Raw genomic sequence first — 22,770 nt, forward strand, 5'->3', positions numbered from 1 at the left:
CCACCAGGCTCGCAGTGGTCCGGCAGGGCCTGGAGACGATCCCCGCCCCCTCCCCATCAACGATCCAGCCCTCATCCGGGCGGCCCCGCCCTCCCGGCCGGGGCCGCCCGGTGGCGTGGTCGTTCTCACACCCCCGCAGGAGCCCGGTCCGCGGTGGCGGGGTGGATCGGCGGGGGTGTTCGCGGCGGCATAATCGAGCGCGGACGAGGTGTTGACCGTCGGCCGATGGCTGACGCACACGTGAAGCCGCCGCGCCGGACGGTGCGGCGCGGGAAGAGACACGCATGGCCGAATGGTTCGTGGCCCACGTCGTCGGCACGGGGCGGTTGCCGCTGTTCAGCTTCTTCGTCGCGTTCGTCCTCGGGTTCCTGCTGATCCGCCTCAGCGTCCGGATGATCCGGGCCAGGGTCCGCTGGTGGCCGGGCAACGTCAGACCAGGCGGGCTGCACATCCACCACGTGGTGTTCGGGGTGGCGTTCATGCTGACCGGCGGCGTGGCCGGACTGCTCATCACCGACCGGGAGGGCTGGCCCATCGCCGCCACGGCGGCGCTGTTCGGGTTCGGGGCCGCGCTGGTGCTGGACGAGTTCGCGCTGATCCTGCACCTGCGCGACGTGTACTGGACCGAGCAGGGGCGCACCTCCGTCGACGCGGTCTTCGTCGCGATCGCCCTCACCGGGCTGCTCCTCACCGGCATCCGGCCGTTCGGCTGGGAGGAGCTGCGCGAGGCCGGGCCCGGGGGCGGGGCGGTGCGCGCCTGGCTGGCCGCGCTGATCCTGGTGAACCTGGCCGGGTCGGTGGTCAGCCTGCTCAAGGGCAAGATCTGGACCGGGATCACCGGCGTCTTCGTGCCGGTGGTCTCGGTGGTGGCCGCGGTGCGGCTGGCCGTTCCCGGATCGCCGTGGGCACGCTGGCACTACCCCGCGGGCTCGCGGAAGCTGGAGCTGGCCGTGCGGCGGGACCAGTGGCTGCGCCGGCCGATGATCCGCGCGAAGATCCGGGTGCAGGAGCTGATCGCCGGCCGGCACGACCTCGTCCCGGAGGGGCCGATCGAGCTGCCGGCCGTCCCCGCGGGCGTGCCGGAGCCCGCCGCGCCGGCGCACGGCGCGCGGCGCTGACCCGGTCCGCACCGCCGCGCGGCGCGGACCTGGCCGACGCCCTCATCGCAGGTCGATCATTGATATTCGGCGATCGGATGTGTGCGGGGGTTGGCCGCCGCAGTGCGCGTAGCGCCGGCGGCACAGCGGTTCCGCGCCTGGGAAGCCGCCTCGCCCCGCGAACTCGGCGGTCAAAGCTCGATAGATTGTCTCGGCTATGGCATTTTCCAAAGGTGTTGGGCTGTACCAGCGCGGACTCACCATCGGCATCGACATCGGCGGGACCAAGGTGGCCGCCGGGGTGGTCACCCCGGCGGGCCGGGTGCTGGCCCGGCTGCGGACCGAGACGCCCGACAGGAGCAAGAGCCCGAAGGTCGTCGAGGACACCATCGCCGGGGTCGTCGAGGAGCTGCGGCGCGACCATCCGGTCAACGCCGTCGGCGTGGGCGCGGCCGGGTTCGTCGACGAGCAGCGGGCCACCGTGCTGTTCGCGCCGCACCTCGCCTGGCGCAACGAGCCGCTGCGCGACGCGCTGCGGGACCGGCTGGGGCTGCCCGTCGTGGTGGAGAACGACGCCAACGCCTCGGCGTGGGCCGAGGTGTGCGTGGGCGCCGGCCGGGACGCCGCCGACGTGGTCGTGGTCAACCTCGGCACCGGCATCGGCGGTGCCGTGGTCGTCGACGGGATGCTGCACCGGGGCCGCCACGGCCTCGTCGGGGAGTTCGGGCACATGACGATCGTGCCGGGCGGCCACCGCTGCGAGTGCGGCAACCGCGGGTGCTGGGAGCAGTACGCCAGCGGCAACGCGGTGACCCGCGACGCGCGCGAGCTGGCTGCGGCCGACTCGCCGGTGGCGCGCAGGCTGATCCAGGCGGTGGACGGCGATCCGGCGCAGATCACCGGCCCGCTGGTCAGCGGCCTGGCTCGCGAGGGCGACCGGGCCAGTATCGAGCTGCTGGAGGACGCCGGCACCTGGCTCGGCATCGGCCTGGCCAACCTCGCGGCGGCCTTCGACCCGGAGCTGTTCATCATCGGCGGCGGCGTCTCCGAAGCCGGCGACCTGCTGCTCGGCCCGGCGCGCACGGCGTTCCGGCGCAACCTCACCGGCCGCGGCTACCGGCCGGAGGCCCGGGTCGTGCCCGCGGCGCTCGGCAACGAGGCCGGCCTGATCGGCGCCGCCGACCTGGCGCGCGACACCCTGCCCCGGTGGCGCCAGGGCCGCCGCCAGACCAGGCTCAACCGCCCGTCCACCCGCCGCGGCGCCAGAGGGTTCCGAAGGAGGCTCGCCCCCTGAGGGGTTTGAACCTCAGTCCAGGAGGAGTGAAGGCCGGCCCCGGGATGGAGTGGGCGCGCGAGTGGGTCCCTTCCACCTCGACCCCCTGGGGTTGAGGTTTCACGACCCTCTGGGGTTGGGGGCGGCGTGCACCGTCGCCCGGTCACCGCGGGCTTGCGTCCTCGGGTTGAGTTCCACAGCCCCCTGCGGTCAAGGCAGGCCCCGGGATCACATGCCGGTCAGCTCCGCCACCATCCGGCTGAAGTCGTCGGAGGAGTGCAGCGCGATGCTCTTGGCCTCGTGGTCCACCTCCATCCGCACCGGTTCCAGGCGGGGCGCGCGGCCGGGTTCGGGTGCCCGGTTCTCGTCGAGCCGCTCGTGCTCCCCGGGCCGCCACCAGTAGATCTGCGCGGAGATCGCCTTGTGGCCGACCTCGGCGTGCCGGGCGGCCAGGTCCTGCATGGTCTCCAGGGCGTGGATGACGTGGGCGGCGCCGATCCGGTGGACCAGGAGCAGCTCGGGGATGGGGAAGGCGACCAGGGCGCCGTGCTCGCGGGAGGCCGAGCCGAGGTGGCGGGCCAGGACGTGGACGTGCGCGCCCACGTAGCGGTGCCGGCCCGTGATGTGCAGCAGCGGAACGTCGCGCAGCTCCATGACCTCGGTGTCGACCGGCTCCGCCTCGATCGCCGCCTCGATCGCGCGCAGGAAGACCTGGTCGTCGGAGACGCCGTGGCCGTCCGCGGCACTGCGCTCCAGGGGCGAGATGGAGTCGGGGTAGTCGGCGACCACCGTCTCCCGCAGCCCCGGAGCGAGCTCCCGGGTGAGGAACTGCTCCCTGAACCGGGGCTCCATGGCCTCCTCCGAGTAGACGCGCAGCCGCAGCCGGTCCAGCGTGTCCCCGAGGTCGGTGCGCCGCCTCTCCCTGCGGGCGAACACCTCCAGCTCCTGCTCGGCGAAGGCCCGCGCGAGCTCGGGGAGCTCTCCGGGGAGGGCGGCGTCGGCCTGCGTGCGGAACCGCCCGGTGTCGGCCGTGACGTGCTCCCCTTCGGGGAGCGGGATCCGCAGGTTCACCGGGTCGGTGAAGACCGCGGCGGTCCCCGCGTCGGCGAACGCCCGGAGCAGGGCGTGCCCGGCGGCGTCGTCGTCGGGCAGGGGATAGTGCGTCCCGATGCGGACGCCGCCGCGGCGGCATGAGCGGATCACCCCCCGCACGAAGCCGCGGATCAGCGGGGGCAGTTCGGTGCTCATGTCTTCGAGCGCGATCGTCCGGGCCTGCTCGCGGACCGGTGTGACGTCCAGGGTCAGCGGCCGGTCGTCGGGGACCTCGACCAGGACGCTCGTCGGACCGCTGAGACCGGCCCGGACCTCCTGTTCGGCGAAGGCCTCGATCAGGGCGTGGCCGAGGACGTCGTCGTTGGGGATCAGGTACCCGGCGCTCTCGCCGGGGAACGCGCTGCCGGTCATGGGGCTCCTTCTGCACTGCGTGACGTGGACGGACACCTTTTGACCCGTCCGGCCTTCTCCCGGTTCCCGATCGGCGCCCGGACGGCCCCCGACCAGTCAGATCACGACGTCATTATGTCTAGACAAAGTCTTGACACGGTCTTCCGGTTCGGCGTACAAACTTCTTCATCGGATGTGACGCACGGAACAGTCCCGCGTGGTCCGGGACGCCGACGCCTTTTGGAGGACGCATGCGGATCGGTCTCATCGGTACCGGGCGGATCGGCGCCTCGCACGCCGCCGCCGTGGCGGCCCGGCCCGAGGTCACGGAACTGGTGCTGGCCGACGCCGACGCCGACCGCGTCCGCTCGGTGGCTGCCGGCCTCGGGGCCGCCGTCGCGTCCGCCGATGAGCTGACCGCCCCCGGCGCGGTGGACGGCCTGGTCGTCACCGCGGCGACCACCGCGCACCCCGGTCTCATCACCGCCGGTGTACGCGCCGGCATCCCGGTCTTCTGCGAGAAGCCGGTGGCGCCCGACGTCGCCGGAACGGTCGAGGTCCTCGCCGAGGTCGAGCGCTCGGGGGTGCCGGTGCACATCGGCTTCCAGCGCCGCTTCGACGCCGGATACGCCCGCGCCCGCGCGGCCCTGCTGGACGGCGAGCTCGGCGAGCTGCACCGCGTGCACGTGATCACGGCCGACCCCGAACCGCCGCACCCGTCCTACATCCCCGCCTCCGGCGGCATCTTCCGCGACTGCCACGTGCACGACTTCGACGTCCTGCGCTGGGTCACCGGCCGCGAGGTCGTGGAGGTCCACGCGCTGGGCAGCAACCGGGGCGCGGCGTTCTTCGCCGAGGCCGGCGACGTGGACAACTCCGCGGCCGTGCTGCGCCTCGACGACGGCACGCTGGTCACCCTGCAGGGGTCGCGCTACAACGGCGCGGGCTACGACGTGCGCATGGAGCTCGCAGGCTCCCTGGGCACCATCGCGGTGGGCCTGGACGAGCACGCGCCGCTCACCTCGGCCGAGACCGGCGTCGACTTCCCCGCGGGCGCCGCGTGGCCGAACTTCTGGGCGCGGTTCACCCCCGCCTACCACGCGGAGATCGTCGCCTTCCTCGACATGGTCAAGGGCTCCGGCGAGAGCCCCTGCACCGTCGCCGACGCGCTGGAGGCCGTGCTGATCGCCGAGGCCGCCGACCGCTCCATGCGCGAGGGGCGACCGGTGCGCCCGGCCGACCTCCGGCCGGGCCGATGACCGCCCGCTCCTCGGGGGAGAAGGGGCCCGCCGCCCGGCGGGCACGGCGGACGGGAGCACCATCGACGAAAACCGACGAAAACCGACGGAGGTGTGAAGGTGCGAACCGGCGAGCGCCCGCCGCGCTCCGATGACCGCTTCGAGGTCGTCACCATGGGCCGCGTGGGCGTCGACATCTACCCGGAGCAGGTCGGCGTCGGTCTGGACGAGGTGCGGTCGTTCGGCAAGTTCCTCGGCGGCAGCCCGACCAACGTCGCGGTCGCCGCCGCCCGCTTCGGCCGCCGTTCGGCCGTCGTCACCCGCACCGGCGAGGATCCGTTCGGCCGGTTCGTGCACGCGGCGCTGACCGGCTACGGCGTGGACGACCGGTTCGTCTCCGGCGTGGCCGGACTGCCGACCCCGGTGACGTTCTGCGAGATCCTCCCACCCGACGACTTCCCGCTGTACTTCTACCGGCTGCCCAAGGCCCCCGACCTGGAGATCCACCTCGAAGAGCTCGACCTCGACGCGATCAGGGCCGCCGACGTCTTCTGGGTCACCGGCACCGGCCTGTGCCAGGAGCCGAGCCGCACCGCGACCCTTGAGGCGCTGCGGGCCAGGGCCAAGGGCGGCATCACCGTCCTTGACCTGGACTACCGCCCGATGTTCTGGGACTCCCGCGAGCAGGCCCGCGCGTGGGTGCGGCGGGCGCTGCCGCACGTGACCGTCGCGGTGGGCAACCTGGACGAGTGCGAGACCGCCGTCGGCGTCTCCGAGCCGAGGGCCGCCGCCGGCGCCCTGCGCGACCAGGGCGTCGACCTGGCGGTCGTCAAGCAGGGCCCCAAGGGGGTGCTCGCCGTGGACGGCTCCGGCGAGGTCGAGGTCCCGCCGGTGCCGGTCGAGGTGGTCAACGGCCTCGGGGCCGGCGACGCCTTCGGCGGCGCGCTCTGCCACGGCCTGCTGTCCGGCTGGGATACCGAGCGGACCATGCGCTTCGCCAACGCCGCCGGCGCGATCGTCGCCTCCCGGCTGTCCTGCTCCGACGCCATGCCCACCGGCGACGAGGTCGAGGCCAGGCTGAGCGGGGTGAGCGATGCCGGTTGAGCGGCTGCGCGAGATCGTCGACATCCGCGTGCACAACCCGGGCGCCATCGCCGAGGCCGCCGCCGGGAGGGTCCGGGCCGCCTCGCCGGTCGGCGAGAACGGCAGGGCGATGATCATCGCCGCCGACCATCCGGCGCGCGGGGCGCTGCGGTCGGGCGGCCGCCCGATGGCCATGGCCGACCGCGCCGATCTGCTCGACCGCCTGTGCACCGCGCTGTCGCGCCCCGGCGTCACCGGTGTCCTCGCCACCGCCGACATCCTTGAAGACCTGCTGCTGCTCGGCGCCCTCGACGGCAAGACCGTCTTCGGCTCGATGAACCGCGGCGGGCTGGCCGGCGCCTCCTTCGAGATGGACGACCGCTTCACCGCCTACGACGCCGCCGCCATCGCCGCGATGGGCTTCGGCGGGGGCAAGATGCTGCTGCGCATCGACTACGACGACGACCGGACCGCGCCGACCCTCGGCGCCTGCGCCGCGGCCGTCAACGAGCTCAACGCCGCCAGGCTCATCGCCATGGTCGAGCCGTTCGTCTCGCACCGCATCGACGGTGCGATCAAGAACGACCTGTCCCCCGACGCCATGACCAGGGCGATCGCCATCGCCTCCGGCCTGGGCGGCGCATCGGCCTACACCTGGCTGAAGGTGCCGGTGGTGGAGGAGATGGAGCGGGTGATGGCCGCGTCCACGCTGCCGGCCCTGCTGCTCGGCGGCGAGGTCCCCGCCGACCCCGAGGCCGCGTTCGCCAACTGGGGCAGGGCCCTGAAGCTGCCGACGGTGAAGGGCCTGGTCGTCGGCAGATCCCTGCTCTACCCCGAGGACGACGACGTCGTCTCGGCCGTCGACACGGCCGCGGGCCTGCTGTGACCGCGAAGGATCGAGAGGGAGAAGTGAGCGACGTGAGTCCAGCGACCGTCCGCCTGACCACCGCACAGGCGCTGGTGCGCTTCCTGGCCGCCCAGTACACCGAGCGCGACGGCGTCGAGCGGCGGCTGATCGCCGGCGCCTGGGGCATCTTCGGCCACGGCAACGTGGCGGGCGTCGGCCAGGCCCTGCTCCAGGCCGCCCGCACCGGTGATGCCGACCTGCCCTACCACCTCGCCCGCAACGAGCAGGGCATGGTGCACGCCTCGGTCGGGTTCGCGCGGATGCGCGACCGGCTGCAGACCTTCGCCTGCACCGCCTCGATCGGGCCGGGGTCGACCAACATGGTCACCGGCGCGGCGCTGGCCACCGTCAACCGGATCCCGGTGCTGCTGCTGCCCAGCGACGTCTTCGCCACCCGGGCGCCCGACCCGGTGCTGCAGCAGTTGGAGGACGGCCGCAGCCAGGACGTCTCGGTCAACGACGCGTTCCGCCCGGTGTCGAGGTACTGGGACCGGATCGACCGCCCCGAGCAGTTGGTCCCTGCGGCCCTGGCCGCGATGCGGGTGCTCACCGATCCGGTCGAGACCGGCGCGGTGACGCTGTGCCTGCCGCAGGACGTGCAGGCGGAGGCGCACGACTGGCCGGTGGAGTTCTTCCGCCGCAGGGTGTGGCACGTGGGCCGCCCGGTGCCGGAGCCGGCCGCTCTGGAGCGCGCCGTCGAGGCGCTGCGCGGCGCGAGGGCGCCGCTGATCGTCGCCGGCGGCGGCGTCGTCTACTCCGGCGCCACCGGGGCACTGCGCGCGTTCGCCGAGGCCACGGGCGTTGCGGTGGCCGAGACCCAGGCGGGCAAGGGCGCGCTGCCCTGGGACCACCCGTGCGCGGTCGGCGGGATCGGCTCCACCGGCACGTCGGCGGCCAACGAGCTGGCCCGCGGCGCCGACGTGGTCCTGGGCATCGGCACCCGCTACAGCGACTTCACCACCGCCAGCCACACCGTCTTCGCCGATCCCGGCGTCCGGTTCGTCAACCTCAACGTGGCGCGGCTGGACGCGGTCAAGCACGCGGCCGTCCCGCTGGTCGCCGACGCCCGCACCGGACTGGAGGCGCTCGGGGCCGCGCTGGCCGGCTGGGAGGTGGAGCCGGTCCACCGGGCCCGCATCGGTGAGCTGGTGGCCGAGTGGACCCGGATCGCCGATGCCTGCCGCACCGTCGAGCACGGGCCGCCGCCCGCGCAGACCGCCGTGCTCGGCGCCCTCAACGACCTCGTCGGCGAGCGCGACGTGGTGATCAACGCGGCCGGCAGCATGCCCGGCGACCTGCAGAAGCTGTGGCGCTCGACCGACCCGAAGGCCTACCACGTCGAGTACGGCTACTCCTGCATGGGCTACGAGGTGGCCGCGGGGGTCGGGGTGAAGATGGCCGTCCCGGACCGCGAGGTGTTCGTCCTGGTCGGCGACGGCTCCTACCTGATGATGGCCCAGGAGATCGTCACCATGGTCGCCGAGGGGCTCAAGGTCGTCATCGTCGTGGTGCAGAACCACGGGTTCGCCTCGATCGGCTCGCTGTCGGAGTCCCTCGGCTCCCAGCGGTTCGGCACCCGCTACCGCTACCGCGACCCCGGCAGCGGCGACTTCGACGGCGACGTGCTGCCCGTGGACCTGGCCGCCAACGCCGCCAGCCTCGGCGCCCAGGTGATCAGGGCCGACGGCGTGGCGGAGTTCCGCGCCGCCGTCGAGAAGGCCAAGGCGGCCACCCGCACCACCGTGGTGCACGTCGAGACCGACCCGCACGCGCCCGGCCCGCCGTCGCACGCCTGGTGGGACGTTCCGGTGAGCGAGGTGTCGGAGCTGGACGGCACCAGGGCCGCCCGCACGGCCTACGCCGATTCCAAGCGATCCCAGCGCCACTACCTGTGACGCGTCCCGTAGGAGGCACCGAAGTGCGGACCATCCGGCACCGGACCGACGGGGCCGCCACCCCGGCCGCCGACGAAAGAACCGAGCGGATCCTCTCCAGGAAGGGCAGCACACCATGACCACCACCCCCGCGGTCCCCACACCGGCGACGGACAAGCTGGTCCTGGGCTCGGCGCCCGACTCGTGGGGCGTCTGGTTCCCCGACGACGAGCACCAGCTCCCGTGGAACCGGTTCCTCGACGAACTGGTGGAGGCCGGGTACTCCTGGCTGGAGCTGGGCCCCTACGGCTACCTGCCCACCGACCCCGCGCGGTTGGCCGACGAGGTGGGCCGGCGCGGCCTGAAGGTCTCCGGCGGCACCGTGTTCGGCGCGCTGCACCGCGCGCACGAGTGGGAGCGGACACTGGCCATCACGCGCAGAGTCGCCGAGCTGACCGCCGCCGTGGGGGCGCACCACCTGGTGTTCATCCCGCCGCTGTTCCGCGACGAGAAGACCGGCGAGTACCTGGAACCGCCGCGGCTGGACGCCGAGGGCCTGGCCACGCTCAACAGCGCGGCCGACGAGCTCGGCAAGATCCTGCTCAACGACTACGACGTCCGGCTCTGCCTGCACCCGCACGCCGACAGCCACGTCCAGACCCAGCCGGAGATCGAGCGGCTCCTCGACGGCACCGACCCCGACCACGTCTCGCTGTGCCTGGACACCGGGCACGTCGCCTACGGGGGCGGCGACGCCGTCGGCCTGATCCACCGTTACGCCGAGCGCGTCGACTACGTCCACATCAAGCAGATGGACCCCGACGTGCTCGGGGCCGTCGCCGAGGAGAACCTCTCCTTCGGCGAGGCGGTCAAGCGCGGCGTGTGCGTCGAGCCGCCCGCGGGCGTGCCCGACCCCGCCTCGGTGATCGACGCGCTGAACGAGGTCGACGCGCGGCTGTTCGTGGTCGTCGAGCAGGACCTCTACCCGTGCGAGCCCGACGTCCCGCTGCCGATCGCGGTCCGCACCCGCAGGTATCTCAGCGGCTGCGGCCTGGGCGCCCGCCACCAACAGGGGTGAGGCGGCCGCCGGCCGCGCCCCGCCACCACGTCCACCCCATGACCCGCCGCATCCCGGAGGGCGGAAAAGACCACGAGGACTCCCATTCCCCGCTCTTAGACCGCTGAGAGGCACCACCAATGATCCGCAACCGCAGAATCTCCATCCCGTTCGCGCTCACGGCGAGCGCGGTCCTGGCGCTCACCGCGTGCAGCTCCGAAGGCGGCCGCCAGGAGCAGGAGGCCGGGGGCGGCGGGGCGGCCGACACCCCGCGCCTGACCATCGCGATGGTCACCCACGCCGCGCCCGGCGACACTTTCTGGGACCTGGTGCGCAGCGGCGCCGAGGCCGCGGCGGCCAAGGACAACGTCGAGCTGGTCTACTCCTCCGACCCCGAGGCGGGCAACCAGGCCAACCTGGTGCAGAACGCCGTCGACCAGGACGTCGACGGCATCGCCGTCACCCTGGCCAAGCCCGACGCGCTGGAGTCGGTGGTCGGCAGGGCCGCCGATGCCGGCATCCCGGTGGTCGGCCTCAACGCCGGCATCGACCACTGGGAGGACATGGGCCTGCTGGAGTACTTCGGCACCGACGAGCACCTCGCGGGGACCGCCTTCGGCGAGCGGCTGAACGAGGTCGACGCGCAGAAGGCGCTGTGCGTGATCCATGAGCAGGGCCACGTCGCGCTGGAGACCCGGTGCTCCTCGCTGGCCGAGGAGTTCGACGGCGAGTCGGAGACGCTCTACGTCGACGGCCAGAACATGCCGGACGTGCGGTCGAGCATCACCTCCAAGCTGCAGGAGGACTCCGAGATCGACTACGTCGCCACGCTGGGCGCCCCGTTCGCGATGACCGCGATCGACTCGGTCGCCGAGGCCGGCAGCGAGGCCGCCGTGGCCACCTTCGACACCAACGAGGAGCTGGTCGGCGCCATCCAGAGCGGCGACGTCGAGTGGGCCGTCGACCAGCAGCCCTACCTGCAGGGCTACCTGGCCGTGGACGGCCTGTGGCTGTACAGCACCAACGGCAACGTCTCCGGCGGCGGCACCGAACCCGTGCTGACCGGCCCCAGCTTCGTCGACCAGGACAACATCGACGACGTCGCGGCCTACGCGGAGAAGGGAACCCGGTGAGTCCGTCATGACCCGGACACTGACCGCGCCGGAGGCCGCCCCGGGCGACGGCCCCGGGCAGCCGCCCACCCAGGTCGCCCGGCGCTCGCTCCTGCGGCTGTTCCTCGCCCGGCCGGAGGTCGGCTCGCTGCTGGGCGCCGTCGCCGTGTTCATCGTGTTCTACGCGGTGGCCGAGCCGTTCCGGCAGGCGGCCTCGTTCTCCACGGTGCTGTACGCGAGCTCGACGATCGGCATCATGGCGGTGGCCGTCGCCCTGCTGATGATCGGCGGCGAGTTCGACCTGTCCGCCGGCGTCGCGGTGATCACCTCGGCGCTCACCGCGGCCATGTTCGCCTTCCAGTTGTCGCTGAACGTCTGGGTCGGCGTCGGCATGGCGCTGCTGTTCTCGCTGTCGGTGGGATTCGCCAACGGCTGGCTGCTGATCCGCACCAGGATCCCCAGCTTCCTGGTGACGCTGTCCACGTTCCTGATGCTGCAGGGCCTCAACGTCGCCATGACCAAGCTGATCACCGGGGGCGTGGCGACCGACAGCATCTCCGACATGGACGGGTTCGCCTCGGCGCGGCTGGTCTTCGCCTCAAGCTTCCAGGTCGGCGGCTTCACCGTGCGGGTCACCGTGCTGTGGTGGCTGCTGTTCGTCGCCGTCGCGACCTGGGTGCTGCTGCGCACCAGGATCGGCAACTGGATCTACGCCGTCGGCGGCAGCGCCGACAGCGCCCGCGCGGTCGGCGTCCCGGTGCACAAGGTCAAGATCGGCCTGTTCATGACCGTGGGCTTCGCGGCCTGGTTCAGCGGGATGCACCTGCTGTTCGCGTTCAACACCGTGCAGTCCGGCGAGGGCGTCGGCAACGAGCTGCTCTACATCATGGCGGCGGTCATCGGCGGCTGCCTGCTCACCGGCGGCTACGGCACCGCCGTCGGCGCGGCCATCGGCGCGTTCATCTACGGCATGACCAAGCAGGGCATCGTCTACGCGGGCTGGGACAACAACTGGCTGATGTTCTTCGTCGGGGCGATGCTGCTGCTGGCCACCCTGATCAACGCGTGGGTCCGGCGCCAGACCAGTAGGAGGTGAGGGCGATGACGGAGACGACCACGGCGGCACCCGAGAACGGGGACGCCCCGGCCCGGCCGATCATCCGGCTGGACGGCGTCGGCAAGAACTTCGGCAACATCACGGCGCTGGCGGGGGTGACCCTGTCGGTCAGCGCCGGACAGGTCACCTGCATCCTCGGCGACAACGGCGCGGGCAAGTCCACGCTGATCAAGATCGTCGCCGGCCTGTACGCCCACGACACGGGGGCCTACGTCGTCGACGGCGCGGAGGTGCGGTTGTCCTCCCCGCGCGAGGCCCTCGACCTCGGGATCGCCACCGTCTACCAGGACCTGGCGATGGTGCCGCTGATGCCGGTGTGGCGCAACTTCTTCCTCGGTTCGGAGCTGCGCACCGGGCCGCGGCCGTTCCGGCGGCTCGACGTGCGCAGGATGCGCGCGATCACCGACGAGGAGCTGAAGAAGATGGGCATCGACCTGCCCGACATCGAGCAGCCCGTCGGCAACCTCTCCGGCGGCCAGCGGCAGGTCGTCGCGATCGCGCGGGCGGTCTACTTCGGCGCGCGCGTGCTGATCCTGGACGAGCCGACCGCCGCGCTCGGCGTCAAGCAGTCCGGGGTGGTGCTCAAGTACATCGCCGCGGCGCGCGGCGCCGGCCTCGGCGTCGTCTTCATCACCCACAACCCGCACCACGCGTTCATGGTCGGCGACCACTTCGCGGTGCTCAAGCTGGGCCGGGTGGAGCTCGACGCCCCCCGTGCCGAGCTCGACCTGGAGGACCTCACCCACCACATGTCCGGCGGCGCCGAACTCGACACCCTGAAGCACGAGCTCGAACGGACGGAGTCCCCGCAGGTGGCCCCGCTGCACGCCCCCGCGCCCAGGGAGTCCTAGGAGGGACGGACACGATGACCGGGAGGATCACGGCACGATGACCGCGGGGATCGGCGCCGTCGGGACCGGCGGCACCGGGCGCGACACTGAACCGAACCCCGTTCTAGTCGTGGTGGATCCGAGTCTGTAGAGTGCCGCTCATGGAGCTGAATGGAGTAGCCGCCCTCGTTTCCGGCGGCGCGAGCGGACTGGGTGAGGCCACGGTCAAAGAGCTGGCTTCGGCCGGTGCGACCGTCGTCATCGCCGACCTCAACGCCGAACGCGGCGAGGCGCTGGCCAAGGAGGTCGGCGGCGTCTTCGTGTCCACCGACGTCTCCGACGAGAACCAGGTCGAGGCAGCCGTCCAGGCAGCCGTCGACACCGGCAGACCGCTGCGCGTCGCGGTGTCGTGCGCCGGCATCGGCTGGGCCACCCGCACGGTCAACCGCGACGGCGCACCGCACGACCTGGCCTCCTACAAGAAGGTCATCGACGTCAACCTGATCGGCACGTTCAACGTGGTGCGCCTGGCCGCCGCCGCGATGGCCAAGACCGAGCCGGTCAACGCCGACGGCGAGCGCGGCGCGATCGTCAACACCGCGTCCCTGGCCGGGATCGAGGGGCAGATCGGTCAGATCGCCTACTCCTCGTCCAAGGGCGGGATCATCGGCATGACGGTCCCGGCGGCGCGCGACCTCGCGGCCATCGGCGTCCGGGTCAACACCATCGCCCCCGGCATCCTGGACACCCCCATCTACGGGCAGGGCCCGGACTCCGAGGCGTTCAAGGAGCGCCTGGCCGCGCCGGTGCCGTTCCCCAAGCGCCTGGGCACCGCGGGGGAGTTCGGGAGGCTGGTCCGCGCGCTGGTGGAGATCAGCTACGTCAACGCCGAGGTCGTCCGCATCGACGGCGGCCTGCGCATGCAGCCGAAGTAGGGGGCTTTTTCCGTGTCCGATGAGGTGCTCTACACGACCGAGGACGGCGTCGCCGTCATCACGATCAACCGGCCCCAGGCCAAGAACGCGGTCAACGCCGCCGTGGCCAAGGGAGTCGCCGAGGCGCTGGACGACCTGGACTCCCGCGCGGACCTGACGGTCGGCGTCATCACCGGCGCGGGCGGCACGTTCTGCGCGGGGATGGACCTCAAGGCGTTCATGAAGGGCGAGGTGCCGCACATCGAGGGCCGCGGGTTCGCGGGCTTCGTGGAACGCCCGCCGCGCAAGCCGCTGATCGCGGCCGTCGAGGGCTACGCCCTGGCTGGCGGGTTCGAGGTGGTGCTCGCCAGCGACCTGGTGGTGGCGGCCGAGGACGCCAGGTTCGGCATCCCCGAGGCCAAGCGCGGCCTGGTGGCAGGCGCCGGGGGCCTGCTGCGGCTGCAGCACCGCATCCCGCGCAACATCGCCCTGGAGCTCGCCCTGACCGGCGACTTCGTCGAGGCCGCCCGGATGGCCGAGCTCGGCCTGGTCAACCAGGTCGCGCCGAGCGGTGGCGCGCTGGAGGCCGCGAAGACGCTCGCGGCGCGGATCGCGGCGAACGCCCCGCTGGCCGTCGCGGCGTCCAAGCGGGTGATGGCCGAGGCCGACGACTGGTCCGGCGCCGAGCAGTGGGACCGGCAGAACGAGATCATCGGCCCGATCTTCACCAGCCACGACGCGATGGAGGGGGCGGCTGCCTTCGCCGAGAAGCGCAAGCCGAACTGGAAGGGCGAGTAGAGGGTTCCAGGGCGCGGTTCAGGAGGAGGTCGGCTGCCGCAGTGCGCGCAGCGCCGGCGGCACAGTGCGTCCGAATCATGAAAGCCCCACTTCGCCCCGCGAACGCAGCAGTCAGAACCCGATAGCCCTCCGGGCTTCCGACGTACCGGACGACGCGGTGCCGCGCGATCGCGCGGCACCGCGTTCTGCTGCGTGGGGGCGTGTGAAGGCGAGCCGGGACGAGGAGAAGGGTGTGACGCCGGTTACGCTGACGGCATCGCCTGCATCGTCCGCGACGGACGCCTTCCGTCCGACGCCCGCGAACCAAGGAGTGCTGATCAGCCATGGCAGTTCCCGGTAACAAGACTCCAGCGGGTGCGCCCGAGGACGTCGCCCGGACCGAGCTGTTCGCCGTCGACGCCTACCTCAGGTCCTTCGACAGCACCGTGCTGGAGGTCGACCGGGAGGGCGGCCGCGTCGCGCTGGCCAGGACGGCGTTCTACCCGCAGGGCGGCGGCCAGCCCTACGACCTCGGAGAACTCCGCTGGGACGGCGGGAGCGCCCAGGTCACCAGGGTCAAGCGGGAGGCCGGGCGCATCTGGCACTGGCTCGACACCGCGGAGATGCCTTCCGAGGGGACCGAGCTGTTCGGGGAGATCGACTGGGACCGGCGCCACCTGCTCATGCGCACCCACACCGCCCTGCACATCCTGTCCGGGGTGATCTGGTCGGAGTACAGGATCCCGGTCAGCGGCGGGAACATGGACCCGGGGAAGGGGCGCCTGGACTTCCCGTTCGACAGCATCTCCACCGACATCGGCCGGCGGATCGAGCGGCGGATCAACGAGGAGATCGAGCGGGCGCGGGAGGTCGTCGTGGACTTCGTCGAGCGCAGCGAGTCCGACCTCGACCCCGCGCTGATCCGCACCTCGGCGAACCTGATCCCCAAGGAGATCGACCCGCTGCGGGTGATCGACATCGTCGGCCTGGACAAGCAGGCCGACGGCGGCACGCACGTCGCCAGCACCGCCGACGTCGGCCGGGTCGCGGTCACCGGCACCGAGTCGAAGGGCAAGGGCAACAAGCGCGTCCGCCTGGAGGTCCTGCCGGGGTGACCGGGGAGGCGGGCGCGTCAGGACACGGCGGGGACGAACGTGTCGGCGGTGTCGCGGCTCTCGGCCTGCCTCTGCTGCACGACGGGCCTGACGCGCGCCTCGTAGCGTCCGAGTGCGGCGGGGACGCCGCCGTCACCGCGGAGTTCGTCGGCCAGCGCGTGCGCACCGGCCAGCGCCATCCACCACGCCAGGGCCAGACCGCGATACCCGCACCGCAGATGAGGGCTCTCACCGTCGTTCCTCCGCCTCGGGTCGGGTACGAGCCTGCCCCCTGGATCGCCGATGGGGGTTAAGGCCGTGGTCGCAGTCCTCCATTCACCGCCGGTGACGTGGCGGGCCGCCGTCAGCGCTGGCGCGCTGACAACAGCCTCATCAGGCCCGCAGGGATCAGGCAGGGCCTGGAGACAATCCCGGCCCTCTCCCGTCAACCTAGGCGGGAGGAGGACGCCCCCCGCCAACTGTTTTCAGAGCTCGCCGCGCTCCTTCCGCGCCGATCTTGACCTTGTGAGGGTTATTGCAGCGCTTTTAGGCCGGATAAGGCCGAGATCGACGAGAGGACCACCGCAGAACGGACACTTGTCCGGCCTGTGCGCGGCCGCCACCGGATCGGCCGTTGTCCTACTCCTCCGGGGCGGGGACGCGCAGGACGCGCAGCAAAGTGGCGAGGAGGTCGTAGTAGCCGATCAGGGTGACCAGTTCGACGACGCCCGGTTCGCCGAAGTGGCGGTCGGCCCGCGTGTACAGGGCGTCGTCGGCGTCCTGGTCGCGCAGCAGGGCCCGGGTGAAGTCGAGGGCGGCGTTGTCGGCTTCGTCGAAGGAGTCCGGGGTCGCCTGGGAGCCCAGCGCCAGGATCTCCTCGTCGGCCAGGCCCGCCGTGGCGGCCACCCTGCGGTGCGCCGACCATTCGAACGCGCTTCCCCTGGCCGCGGCCACGGTGAGGATGACGATCTCGCGCACCCGCGGTGACAGCGACGTCCGGCTCCCCACGGCCGCGCTCAGCCGCTGCAGCGCCGCGCCCACACCGGGCGCGGCGAGCATCGCGTTGAACGGGCCGTGCAGCCGCCCCTCGTCGTCGGTCAGCGGGAACGGGGGCTCCGGGCCGTACTTGGCCAGCACCCCGTCATAGATCGCGCGCTGCTCCCCGCTGAGCTCGCCGGGGGAGTACCAAGGAAGCCGTCCGTGCCGCATCCCCCATTTCTACCCCGGGACCGCCGCTAGAGCCGCTTCCACGCCTCGGTGAGGACGTTGCGCAGGATGTGCTCGATCTCGTCGAACTGCTCCTGGCCGCAGATCAGCGGCGGGGAGAGCTGGATGACGGGCTCGCCGCGGTCGTCGGCGCGGCAGACCAGGCCCGCGTCGAACAGCGCGGTGGACAGGAAGCCCTTGAGCAGGTGGTGGGACTCCTCGGCGGTGAAGGTCTCCTTGGTCTCCTTGTCCTTCACCAGCTCGATGCCGTAGAAGTAGCCGTCGCCGCGGACGTCGCCGACGATCGGCAGGTCGAGCAGCTTCTCCAGGGTGGCGCGGAACGCCGGGGCGTTCCTGCGCACGTTGCCCAAGAGGTCCTCCTTCTCGAAGACGTCCAGGTTCGCCAGCGCGGCCGCCGAGGCGACCGGGTGGCCGGCGAAGGTGATGCCGTGCGCGAACGCGCTGCCCTTCTCCTGGAACGGCTCCATCAGCCGTTCGCGGGCGATCATGCCGCCGAGCGGGACGTAGCCGGAGGTCGCGCCCTTGGCGAAGGTGATCATGTCGGGCAGGTAGCCGAACCGCTGCGCGCCGAAGTACTCGCCCAGTCGGCCGAAGGCGCAGATGACCTCGTCGGAGACCATGAGGACGCCGTGGCGGTCGCAGATCTCGCGGACGCGCCGGAGGTACCCGGGCGGCGGCGGGAAACAGCCGCCGGAGTTCTGCACCGGCTCCACATAGACCGCTGCGATCGTCTCCGGGCCGTTGAACAGGATCGCCTCCTCGATCTGGTCGGCGGCCCAGCGGCCGAAGGCCTCGGGGTCGTCGCCGTGCACGGGGGCGCGGTAGATGTTGGTGTTGGGCACCTGGACGGTGCTGGGGACCAGCGGCTCGAACGGGGTCTTGAGGTCCTGCAGGCCGGTGATCGACAGCGCGCCCATGGTGGTGCCGTGGTAGGCGATCCTGCGGCTGATCACCTTGTGCCGGGCGGGCTGCCCGACGGCCTTGAAGTACTGGCGGGCCAGCTTCCACGCCGACTCCACGGCCTCGGAGCCGCTGGTGGTGAAGAAGACCCGGTTGAGGTCGCCGGGCGCCAGGCCGGCGATGCGGTCGGCCAGTTCGATCGCCTTGGGGTGGGCGTAGGTCCAGATGGGGAAGTAGGCCAGCTCCCTGGCCTGCTCGGCGATGGCGTCGGCGATCTCGGTGCGGCCGTGGCCGACCTGGGAGACGAAGAGGCCGGCGAGGCCGTCGAGGTAGCGCCTGCCCTTCGAGTCGTAGACGTAGGCGCCCTCGCCCCGGGTGATCACCGGGACGTCGGCGTCCTTGTACGCCGCCATCTCCGTGAAGTGCATCCACAGGTGGCCCTTTGCCGCCTGCTGCAGTTCACCCGCCGTGAACCCGGTACCTGACTGCGCTGTCACTTGGCTCCCCCTGGGGCTGGTGGTCGCGACTCGGGGACCCTCTCCGGTCGACCCGATGTGGGGACCGCATGGTCTACCCAGTGAAATAGTCGCACTTCTCTCCGATGTGTCAAGTATCGGTGGCGAAACAGGATCTTTACAACGGAATCCCTTGTGCGATGTTTCATCGTCTGTCAGGGTCGGCTCAGCGACACTGTGCGCTGCCTCACTCGACCGCCCACTCGAAAAGGAGAGACGGCAACGTGCCAAGCCAGCCCGGTCAGCTCCGCCGCCTGCGCAACTTCATCGGCGGCGACTACGCCGACGCCGTCGACGGCCGCACCGCCGAGATCATCGACCCCGCGACGGGAGAGGCGTTCGCCGAGGCGCCGGTCTCCGGTGCCGCCGACCTCGACAACGCCTTCGCCGCGGCCTCCGACGCCTTCGAGAACGGCTGGCGCGACTCAACCCCCGCCGAGCGGCAGATCGCGCTGAACAAATTCGCCGACGCCGTCGACGAGCGCGCCGACGAACTCGCCGCCGCCGAGGTCGAGAACTGCGGCAAACCCGTCCAGACCACCAAGGACGAGGAGATCTGGCAGGTCACCGACGCCCTGCGGTTCTTCGCCGGTGCCGCGCGCACCCTGGAGGGCAAGGCGGCCGGCGAGTACATGGCCGACCACACCTCCTGGATCCGCCGCGAGCCCATCGGCGTCGTCGGCCAGATCACGCCGTGGAACTACCCGATGGCGATGGCGGCCTGGAAGATCGGTCCGGCGCTGGCGGCGGGCGACACCATCGTCCTCAAGCCCTCCGACACCACTCCCGCCTCGACCCTGCTGCTCGCCGAGATCGCGGCGGAGTTCCTGCCGCCGGGCGTGTTCAACGTGGTCACCGGCGACCGCGACACCGGCCGCGCGCTCGTCGACCACCCGGTGCCGCGACTGATCTCGCTGACCGGCTCCACCCGCGCCGGCCTCGAGGTCGCCCAGGCCGGATCCAAGGACCTCAAGCGGCTGCACCTGGAGCTGGGCGGCAAGGCCCCGGTCGTCGTCTTCGACGACGCCGACGTGGCCAAGGCCGCCGAGGGCATCGCCGGAGCCGGCTACTTCAACGCCGGCCAGGACTGCACCGCCGCGACCCGGGTCATCGCCACCCCCGGCGTCCACGACGACCTCGCCGCCGCGCTGGCCGAGCAGGCCCGCAAGACCAGGACCGCCGGCCCCGACGACCCCGACGCCGTCTACGGCCCGCTGAACAACGCGGCCCAACTGGCCCGCGTCAGCGGCTTCCTGGAGCGCACCCCCGGCCACGCCTCCGTGCTGGCCGGCGGCTCCCCGGTCGGCGGCGCCGGCTACTTCTTCCAGCCCACCGTCGTCTCCGGCCTGCGCCAGGGCGACGAGATGGTGACCGACGAGGTCTTCGGCCCGGTCATCACCGTCCAGCGCGTCGAGGACGAGGACACCGCCGTCGAATGGGCCAACGCGGTCCGCTACGGCCTCGCCTCCAGCGTCTGGACCCGCGACCACGCCCGCGCCCTGCGGGTGTCGCGCCGCCTGGACTTCGGCTGCGTGTGGATCAACACCCACATCCCGATCGTCGCGGAGATGCCGCACGGCGGGTTCAAGCACTCCGGCTACGGCAAGGACCTCTCGCTCTACAGCCTGGAGGACTACACCCGCGTCAAGCACGTCATGAGCTACATCGGACGGGACTGACGCCGTCGACACGACCGGCGCGACCCGCGGCCCCGCCGCGACCGACGCCCTTTCCCCGGTGACGAAGGACTGATAGAGGGACCCGAGCATGGCGACAACGACCGAAGAGATCCCGACTCCGCGCGAGTCGGCCGCAGGGGAGCGGGAGGCCGTTCCCGCGATCAGCCTGGAGGGCGTCGCCAAGACGTACCGGACCGGCCAGGAGAGCGTCACCGCGGTGAGCGGCGTCGACCTGGCCATCGAGCCGGGGGAGTTCTTCTCCCTGCTCGGGCCGTCGGGCTGCGGCAAGACCACCACCATGCGGATGGTCGCAGGCTTCGAGGAGCCCACAGCGGGCACCGTCCGGCTGGCCGGCCGCGACGTCACCGACGTCCCGCCCAACCGGCGCGACGTCAACATGGTGTTCCAGAGCTATGCGCTCTTCCCGCACATGAGCATCGCCAACAACGTCGCCTTCGGGCTGCGGCGCAAGGGGGTCGCCGACGGCGAGGTCAAGCGGCGGGTCGCGGAGATGCTGGAGCTGGTGGAGCTGGGCGACCGGGCCAAGCACAAGCCCGGCCAGCTCTCCGGCGGCCAGCAGCAGCGGGTGGCGCTCGCGCGGGCGCTGGTGAACCGGCCCAGCGCCCTGCTGCTGGACGAGCCGCTCGGCGCGCTCGACCTCAAACTGCGCCAGGCGATGCAGCTCGAACTCAAGCGCATCCAGCGCGAGGTCGGCATCACCTTCGTCTACGTCACCCACGACCAGGGCGAGGCGCTCACCATGTCGGACCGCATCGCGGTGATGAACAAGGGCGCCGTCGAGCAGCTCGGCACCCCCGCCGAGATCTACGAGCGGCCGGCGACCCGGTTCGTGGCCGGATTCATCGGCACCTCCAACATCCTCACCGGTCCCGTCACCGGGACGGGCGAGCGCGCCCGGATCGACTTCGGCGAGGGCCGGCACGTCCACGTGCGCACCGACGCCGCCGAGGGCGACCGGATCGACGTGACGGTCCGGCCGGAGAAGGTCCACCTGGGCTCCGCGGAGCCGGACGCCGAGCTCAGCAGGCTGCGCGGCACCGTCCGCGAGGTCGTCTACCTGGGATCGGCCACCCACTACACCGTCGACACCGCCGACGGCACCGAGATCGTGGTGTTCCAGCAGAACGCCTCCGGCGCGGGCAACCTCGCCGAGCGGGGCGGCGACGTCTGGCTGTCCTGGCGGCCGGACCACTCCTACGTCCTGCCGGGCCGGTCCTAGGGAGGTCCGAGTGCGGAGGTCGAGGGGGTCGGCTGTCGCAGTGCGCGTAGCGCCGGCGGCGCGCTCGCGCCCGAGCTTCGGCGGTCCGCCTCCGCCCATGACTCCGGATCCGAAATCTCTCCAGTGACGGCTTTTCCTCCCGAGAACGGTTGACGTCGTGCGCATTCCCCATCGAAACGACCCCGCGCTGGCACGGGGCCTCACACGGGCCCGCTACAGCCGCAGGGACGCCCTGAAGCTGTCGGGACTGGCGGCGGCGGGCCTGGCGCTGGCCGGCTGCTCCATCAAGGGCCAGCAGCGTGCCGCGCTGTCCGTCGACGACTTCTGGGCCGACAAGAAGAGCAGCGGACGGCTGCGGTTCGCCAACTGGCCGCTGTACATGGACTCCGAGCGGACCCAGCTCAAGCAGTTCACCGAGGCGACCGGGACCAAGGTCACCTACAAGGAGGCCGTGCAGGACAACCCGTCCTTCTTCGGCCAGATCCAGCCGCAGCTCGCCAACGGCGACTCCATCGGCTACGACCTGATGGTCCTCACCAGCGGCGTGGAGCTCACCAAGCTCATCGCCCTGGGCTACCTCGCCCCGCTGGACCACGCCATGCTGCCCAACTTCGCCGAGCACGCCGGCGAGCTGTACAAGAACACCGCCTACGACCCCGGAAACCAGTTCTGCGTGCCCTACGCCTCGGGCATCACCGGGATCGCCTACAACCCCGACTACGTCGACCGCGAGATCACCAGCATCGCCGACCTGTGGGACCCCGCGTTCGAGGGGCGGGTCGGGATGATGAAGGACCCGCAGGAGATCGGCAACTTCGGGATGCTCCTCAACGGGGTCGCCCCGGCCGAGTCCACCCCCGACGACTGGAAGGCCGCGGCGGCCAAACTGTCCGAGCAGCGCGAGAAGGGCATCGTCCGCGCCTACTACGAGCAGGACTACATCCAGCCGCTCACCAACGGCAACGTCTGGATGACCATGGCCTGGTCCGGCGACGTCTTCCAGCAGAACGCCGCGGAGGGGACGAACCTGAAGTTCGTCATCCCCGAGGAGGGCGGCACGATCTGGACCGACAACATGATGATCCCGATCACCGCGCAGAACCCCGTGGACGCGATCACGCTCATGGACTTCCTGTACGCCCCCGAGATCGCCGCCGGCCTCGCCGAGTACATCAACTACGTGACGCCGGTACCCGCTGCCCGCGAGGTCCTGCTGGACAAGGCGGCCGAGGCGGGCGGCGAGGACGCCGACACGCTGCGGGAGCTGGCCGAGAGCCCCCTGGTCTTCCCCAGCGACGAGGACTACGCGCGGCTGCACAACTACGTGTCCCTGCCGGCCGACGAGGCGGACGAGTACACCTCCGTCTTCCTCGCGATCACGCAGGCCTGAGGA

The 22,770-nt window shown here is 71.8% G+C and carries 20 protein-coding genes; 16 read left to right on the forward strand and 4 right to left on the reverse strand.

Translation table 11 applies throughout. The features are described 5' to 3' along the window. Positions 1–284: 284 nt before the first annotated feature. On the forward strand, positions 285–1,118 hold the full coding sequence (locus HDA32_RS01630; RefSeq protein ID WP_246334184.1) for a hypothetical protein: 834 nt from the start codon (positions 285–287) through the stop codon (positions 1,116–1,118). A 196-nt stretch (positions 1,119–1,314) separates the two neighbouring features. Further along, complete coding sequence (locus tag HDA32_RS01635; RefSeq protein WP_179641485.1) at positions 1,315–2,391, forward strand: ROK family glucokinase; 1,077 nt, start codon at positions 1,315–1,317, stop codon at positions 2,389–2,391. Positions 2,392–2,598: 207 nt separating this feature from the next. Here the strand turns inward: HDA32_RS01635 and HDA32_RS01640 are convergent, their stop codons facing one another. Beyond that, the gene (locus HDA32_RS01640) at positions 2,599–3,834 is read right to left on the reverse strand and encodes a hypothetical protein (RefSeq protein WP_179641486.1); all 1,236 of its coding nucleotides are present in this window, start codon (positions 3,832–3,834) and stop codon (positions 2,599–2,601) included. A 230-nt stretch (positions 3,835–4,064) separates the two neighbouring features. Here HDA32_RS01640 and HDA32_RS01645 point away from each other — a divergent pair, with 230 nt between their 5' ends. The 11 genes from HDA32_RS01645 (at position 4,065) to HDA32_RS01695 (ending at position 15,837) form a co-directional block, all read left to right on the forward strand. After that, positions 4,065–5,072 carry a Gfo/Idh/MocA family protein gene (locus HDA32_RS01645; protein WP_179641487.1) on the forward strand — a complete coding sequence of 336 codons (1,008 nt, stop codon included), beginning with the start codon at positions 4,065–4,067 and terminating at the stop codon, positions 5,070–5,072. Between the two features lie 93 nt (positions 5,073–5,165). Beyond that, a complete protein-coding gene (gene iolC, locus HDA32_RS01650) occupies positions 5,166–6,155 on the forward strand; it encodes a 5-dehydro-2-deoxygluconokinase (protein WP_376766926.1) in 990 nt (329 codons plus the stop codon). Then, the gene (locus HDA32_RS01655) at positions 6,145–7,020 is read left to right on the forward strand and encodes a Cgl0159 family (beta/alpha)8-fold protein (RefSeq protein ID WP_179641488.1); all 876 of its coding nucleotides are present in this window, start codon (positions 6,145–6,147) and stop codon (positions 7,018–7,020) included. Before iolC ends, HDA32_RS01655 begins: the two co-directional genes overlap by 11 nt. A 32-nt stretch (positions 7,021–7,052) precedes the next feature. Beyond that, a complete protein-coding gene (gene iolD, locus HDA32_RS01660; protein WP_179641489.1) occupies positions 7,053–8,936 on the forward strand; it encodes a 3D-(3,5/4)-trihydroxycyclohexane-1,2-dione acylhydrolase (decyclizing) in 1,884 nt (627 codons plus the stop codon). 115 nt (positions 8,937–9,051) lie between these two features. Further along, a complete protein-coding gene (locus HDA32_RS01665) occupies positions 9,052–9,993 on the forward strand; it encodes a TIM barrel protein (protein ID WP_179641490.1) in 942 nt (313 codons plus the stop codon). 119 nt (positions 9,994–10,112) lie between these two features. Further along, positions 10,113–11,105 carry a substrate-binding domain-containing protein gene (locus tag HDA32_RS01670; protein WP_179641491.1) on the forward strand — a complete coding sequence of 331 codons (993 nt, stop codon included), beginning with the start codon at positions 10,113–10,115 and terminating at the stop codon, positions 11,103–11,105. Between the two features lie 7 nt (positions 11,106–11,112). Then, entirely contained in the window at positions 11,113–12,180 is a 1,068-nt protein-coding gene (locus HDA32_RS01675; protein ID WP_179641492.1) for an ABC transporter permease, read from the forward strand. Between the two features lie 5 nt (positions 12,181–12,185). Continuing rightward, positions 12,186–13,052 (forward strand): ATP-binding cassette domain-containing protein, encoded by an 867-nt coding sequence (locus tag HDA32_RS01680; RefSeq protein ID WP_179641493.1) that lies wholly within the window; start codon positions 12,186–12,188, stop codon positions 13,050–13,052. A 140-nt stretch (positions 13,053–13,192) separates the two neighbouring features. Next, the gene (locus tag HDA32_RS01685; protein ID WP_179641494.1) at positions 13,193–13,966 is read left to right on the forward strand and encodes an SDR family NAD(P)-dependent oxidoreductase; all 774 of its coding nucleotides are present in this window, start codon (positions 13,193–13,195) and stop codon (positions 13,964–13,966) included. 12 nt (positions 13,967–13,978) lie between these two features. Beyond that, entirely contained in the window at positions 13,979–14,743 is a 765-nt protein-coding gene (locus HDA32_RS01690) for a crotonase/enoyl-CoA hydratase family protein (protein WP_179641495.1), read from the forward strand. Positions 14,744–15,066: 323 nt separating this feature from the next. Continuing rightward, on the forward strand, positions 15,067–15,837 hold the full coding sequence (locus tag HDA32_RS01695; protein WP_179641496.1) for an alanyl-tRNA editing protein: 771 nt from the start codon (positions 15,067–15,069) through the stop codon (positions 15,835–15,837). A gap of 17 nt (positions 15,838–15,854) precedes the next feature. Here HDA32_RS01695 and HDA32_RS01700 read toward each other — a convergent pair whose 3' ends face one another. The 3 genes from HDA32_RS01700 to HDA32_RS01710 form a co-directional block, all read right to left on the reverse strand. Next, positions 15,855–16,016, reverse strand: coding sequence for a hypothetical protein (locus HDA32_RS01700; RefSeq protein ID WP_179641497.1), 162 nt, complete (start codon positions 16,014–16,016; stop codon positions 15,855–15,857). 439 nt (positions 16,017–16,455) lie between these two features. Further along, entirely contained in the window at positions 16,456–17,025 is a 570-nt protein-coding gene (locus HDA32_RS01705) for a carboxymuconolactone decarboxylase family protein (protein ID WP_179641498.1), read from the reverse strand. 26 nt (positions 17,026–17,051) lie between these two features. Further along, positions 17,052–18,440: an aspartate aminotransferase family protein gene (locus HDA32_RS01710; RefSeq protein ID WP_179641499.1), complete on the reverse strand. Its 1,389-nt coding sequence runs from the start codon at positions 18,438–18,440 to the stop codon at positions 17,052–17,054. A 242-nt stretch (positions 18,441–18,682) separates the two neighbouring features. Here HDA32_RS01710 and HDA32_RS01715 point away from each other — a divergent pair, with 242 nt between their 5' ends. The 3 genes from HDA32_RS01715 (at position 18,683) to HDA32_RS01725 (ending at position 22,767) form a co-directional block, all read left to right on the forward strand. Beyond that, positions 18,683–20,137: a gamma-aminobutyraldehyde dehydrogenase gene (locus tag HDA32_RS01715; protein ID WP_312862998.1), complete on the forward strand. Its 1,455-nt coding sequence runs from the start codon at positions 18,683–18,685 to the stop codon at positions 20,135–20,137. A gap of 88 nt (positions 20,138–20,225) precedes the next feature. Then, complete coding sequence (locus tag HDA32_RS01720; protein ID WP_179641501.1) at positions 20,226–21,377, forward strand: ABC transporter ATP-binding protein; 1,152 nt, start codon at positions 20,226–20,228, stop codon at positions 21,375–21,377. 157 nt (positions 21,378–21,534) lie between these two features. Further along, positions 21,535–22,767, forward strand: coding sequence for a polyamine ABC transporter substrate-binding protein (locus HDA32_RS01725; protein ID WP_312862999.1), 1,233 nt, complete (start codon positions 21,535–21,537; stop codon positions 22,765–22,767). The last annotated feature ends 3 nt before the right edge of the window (positions 22,768–22,770 follow it).

Source organism: Spinactinospora alkalitolerans, assembly GCF_013408795.1.
Classification (GTDB): domain Bacteria; phylum Actinomycetota; class Actinomycetes; order Streptosporangiales; family Streptosporangiaceae; genus Spinactinospora; species Spinactinospora alkalitolerans.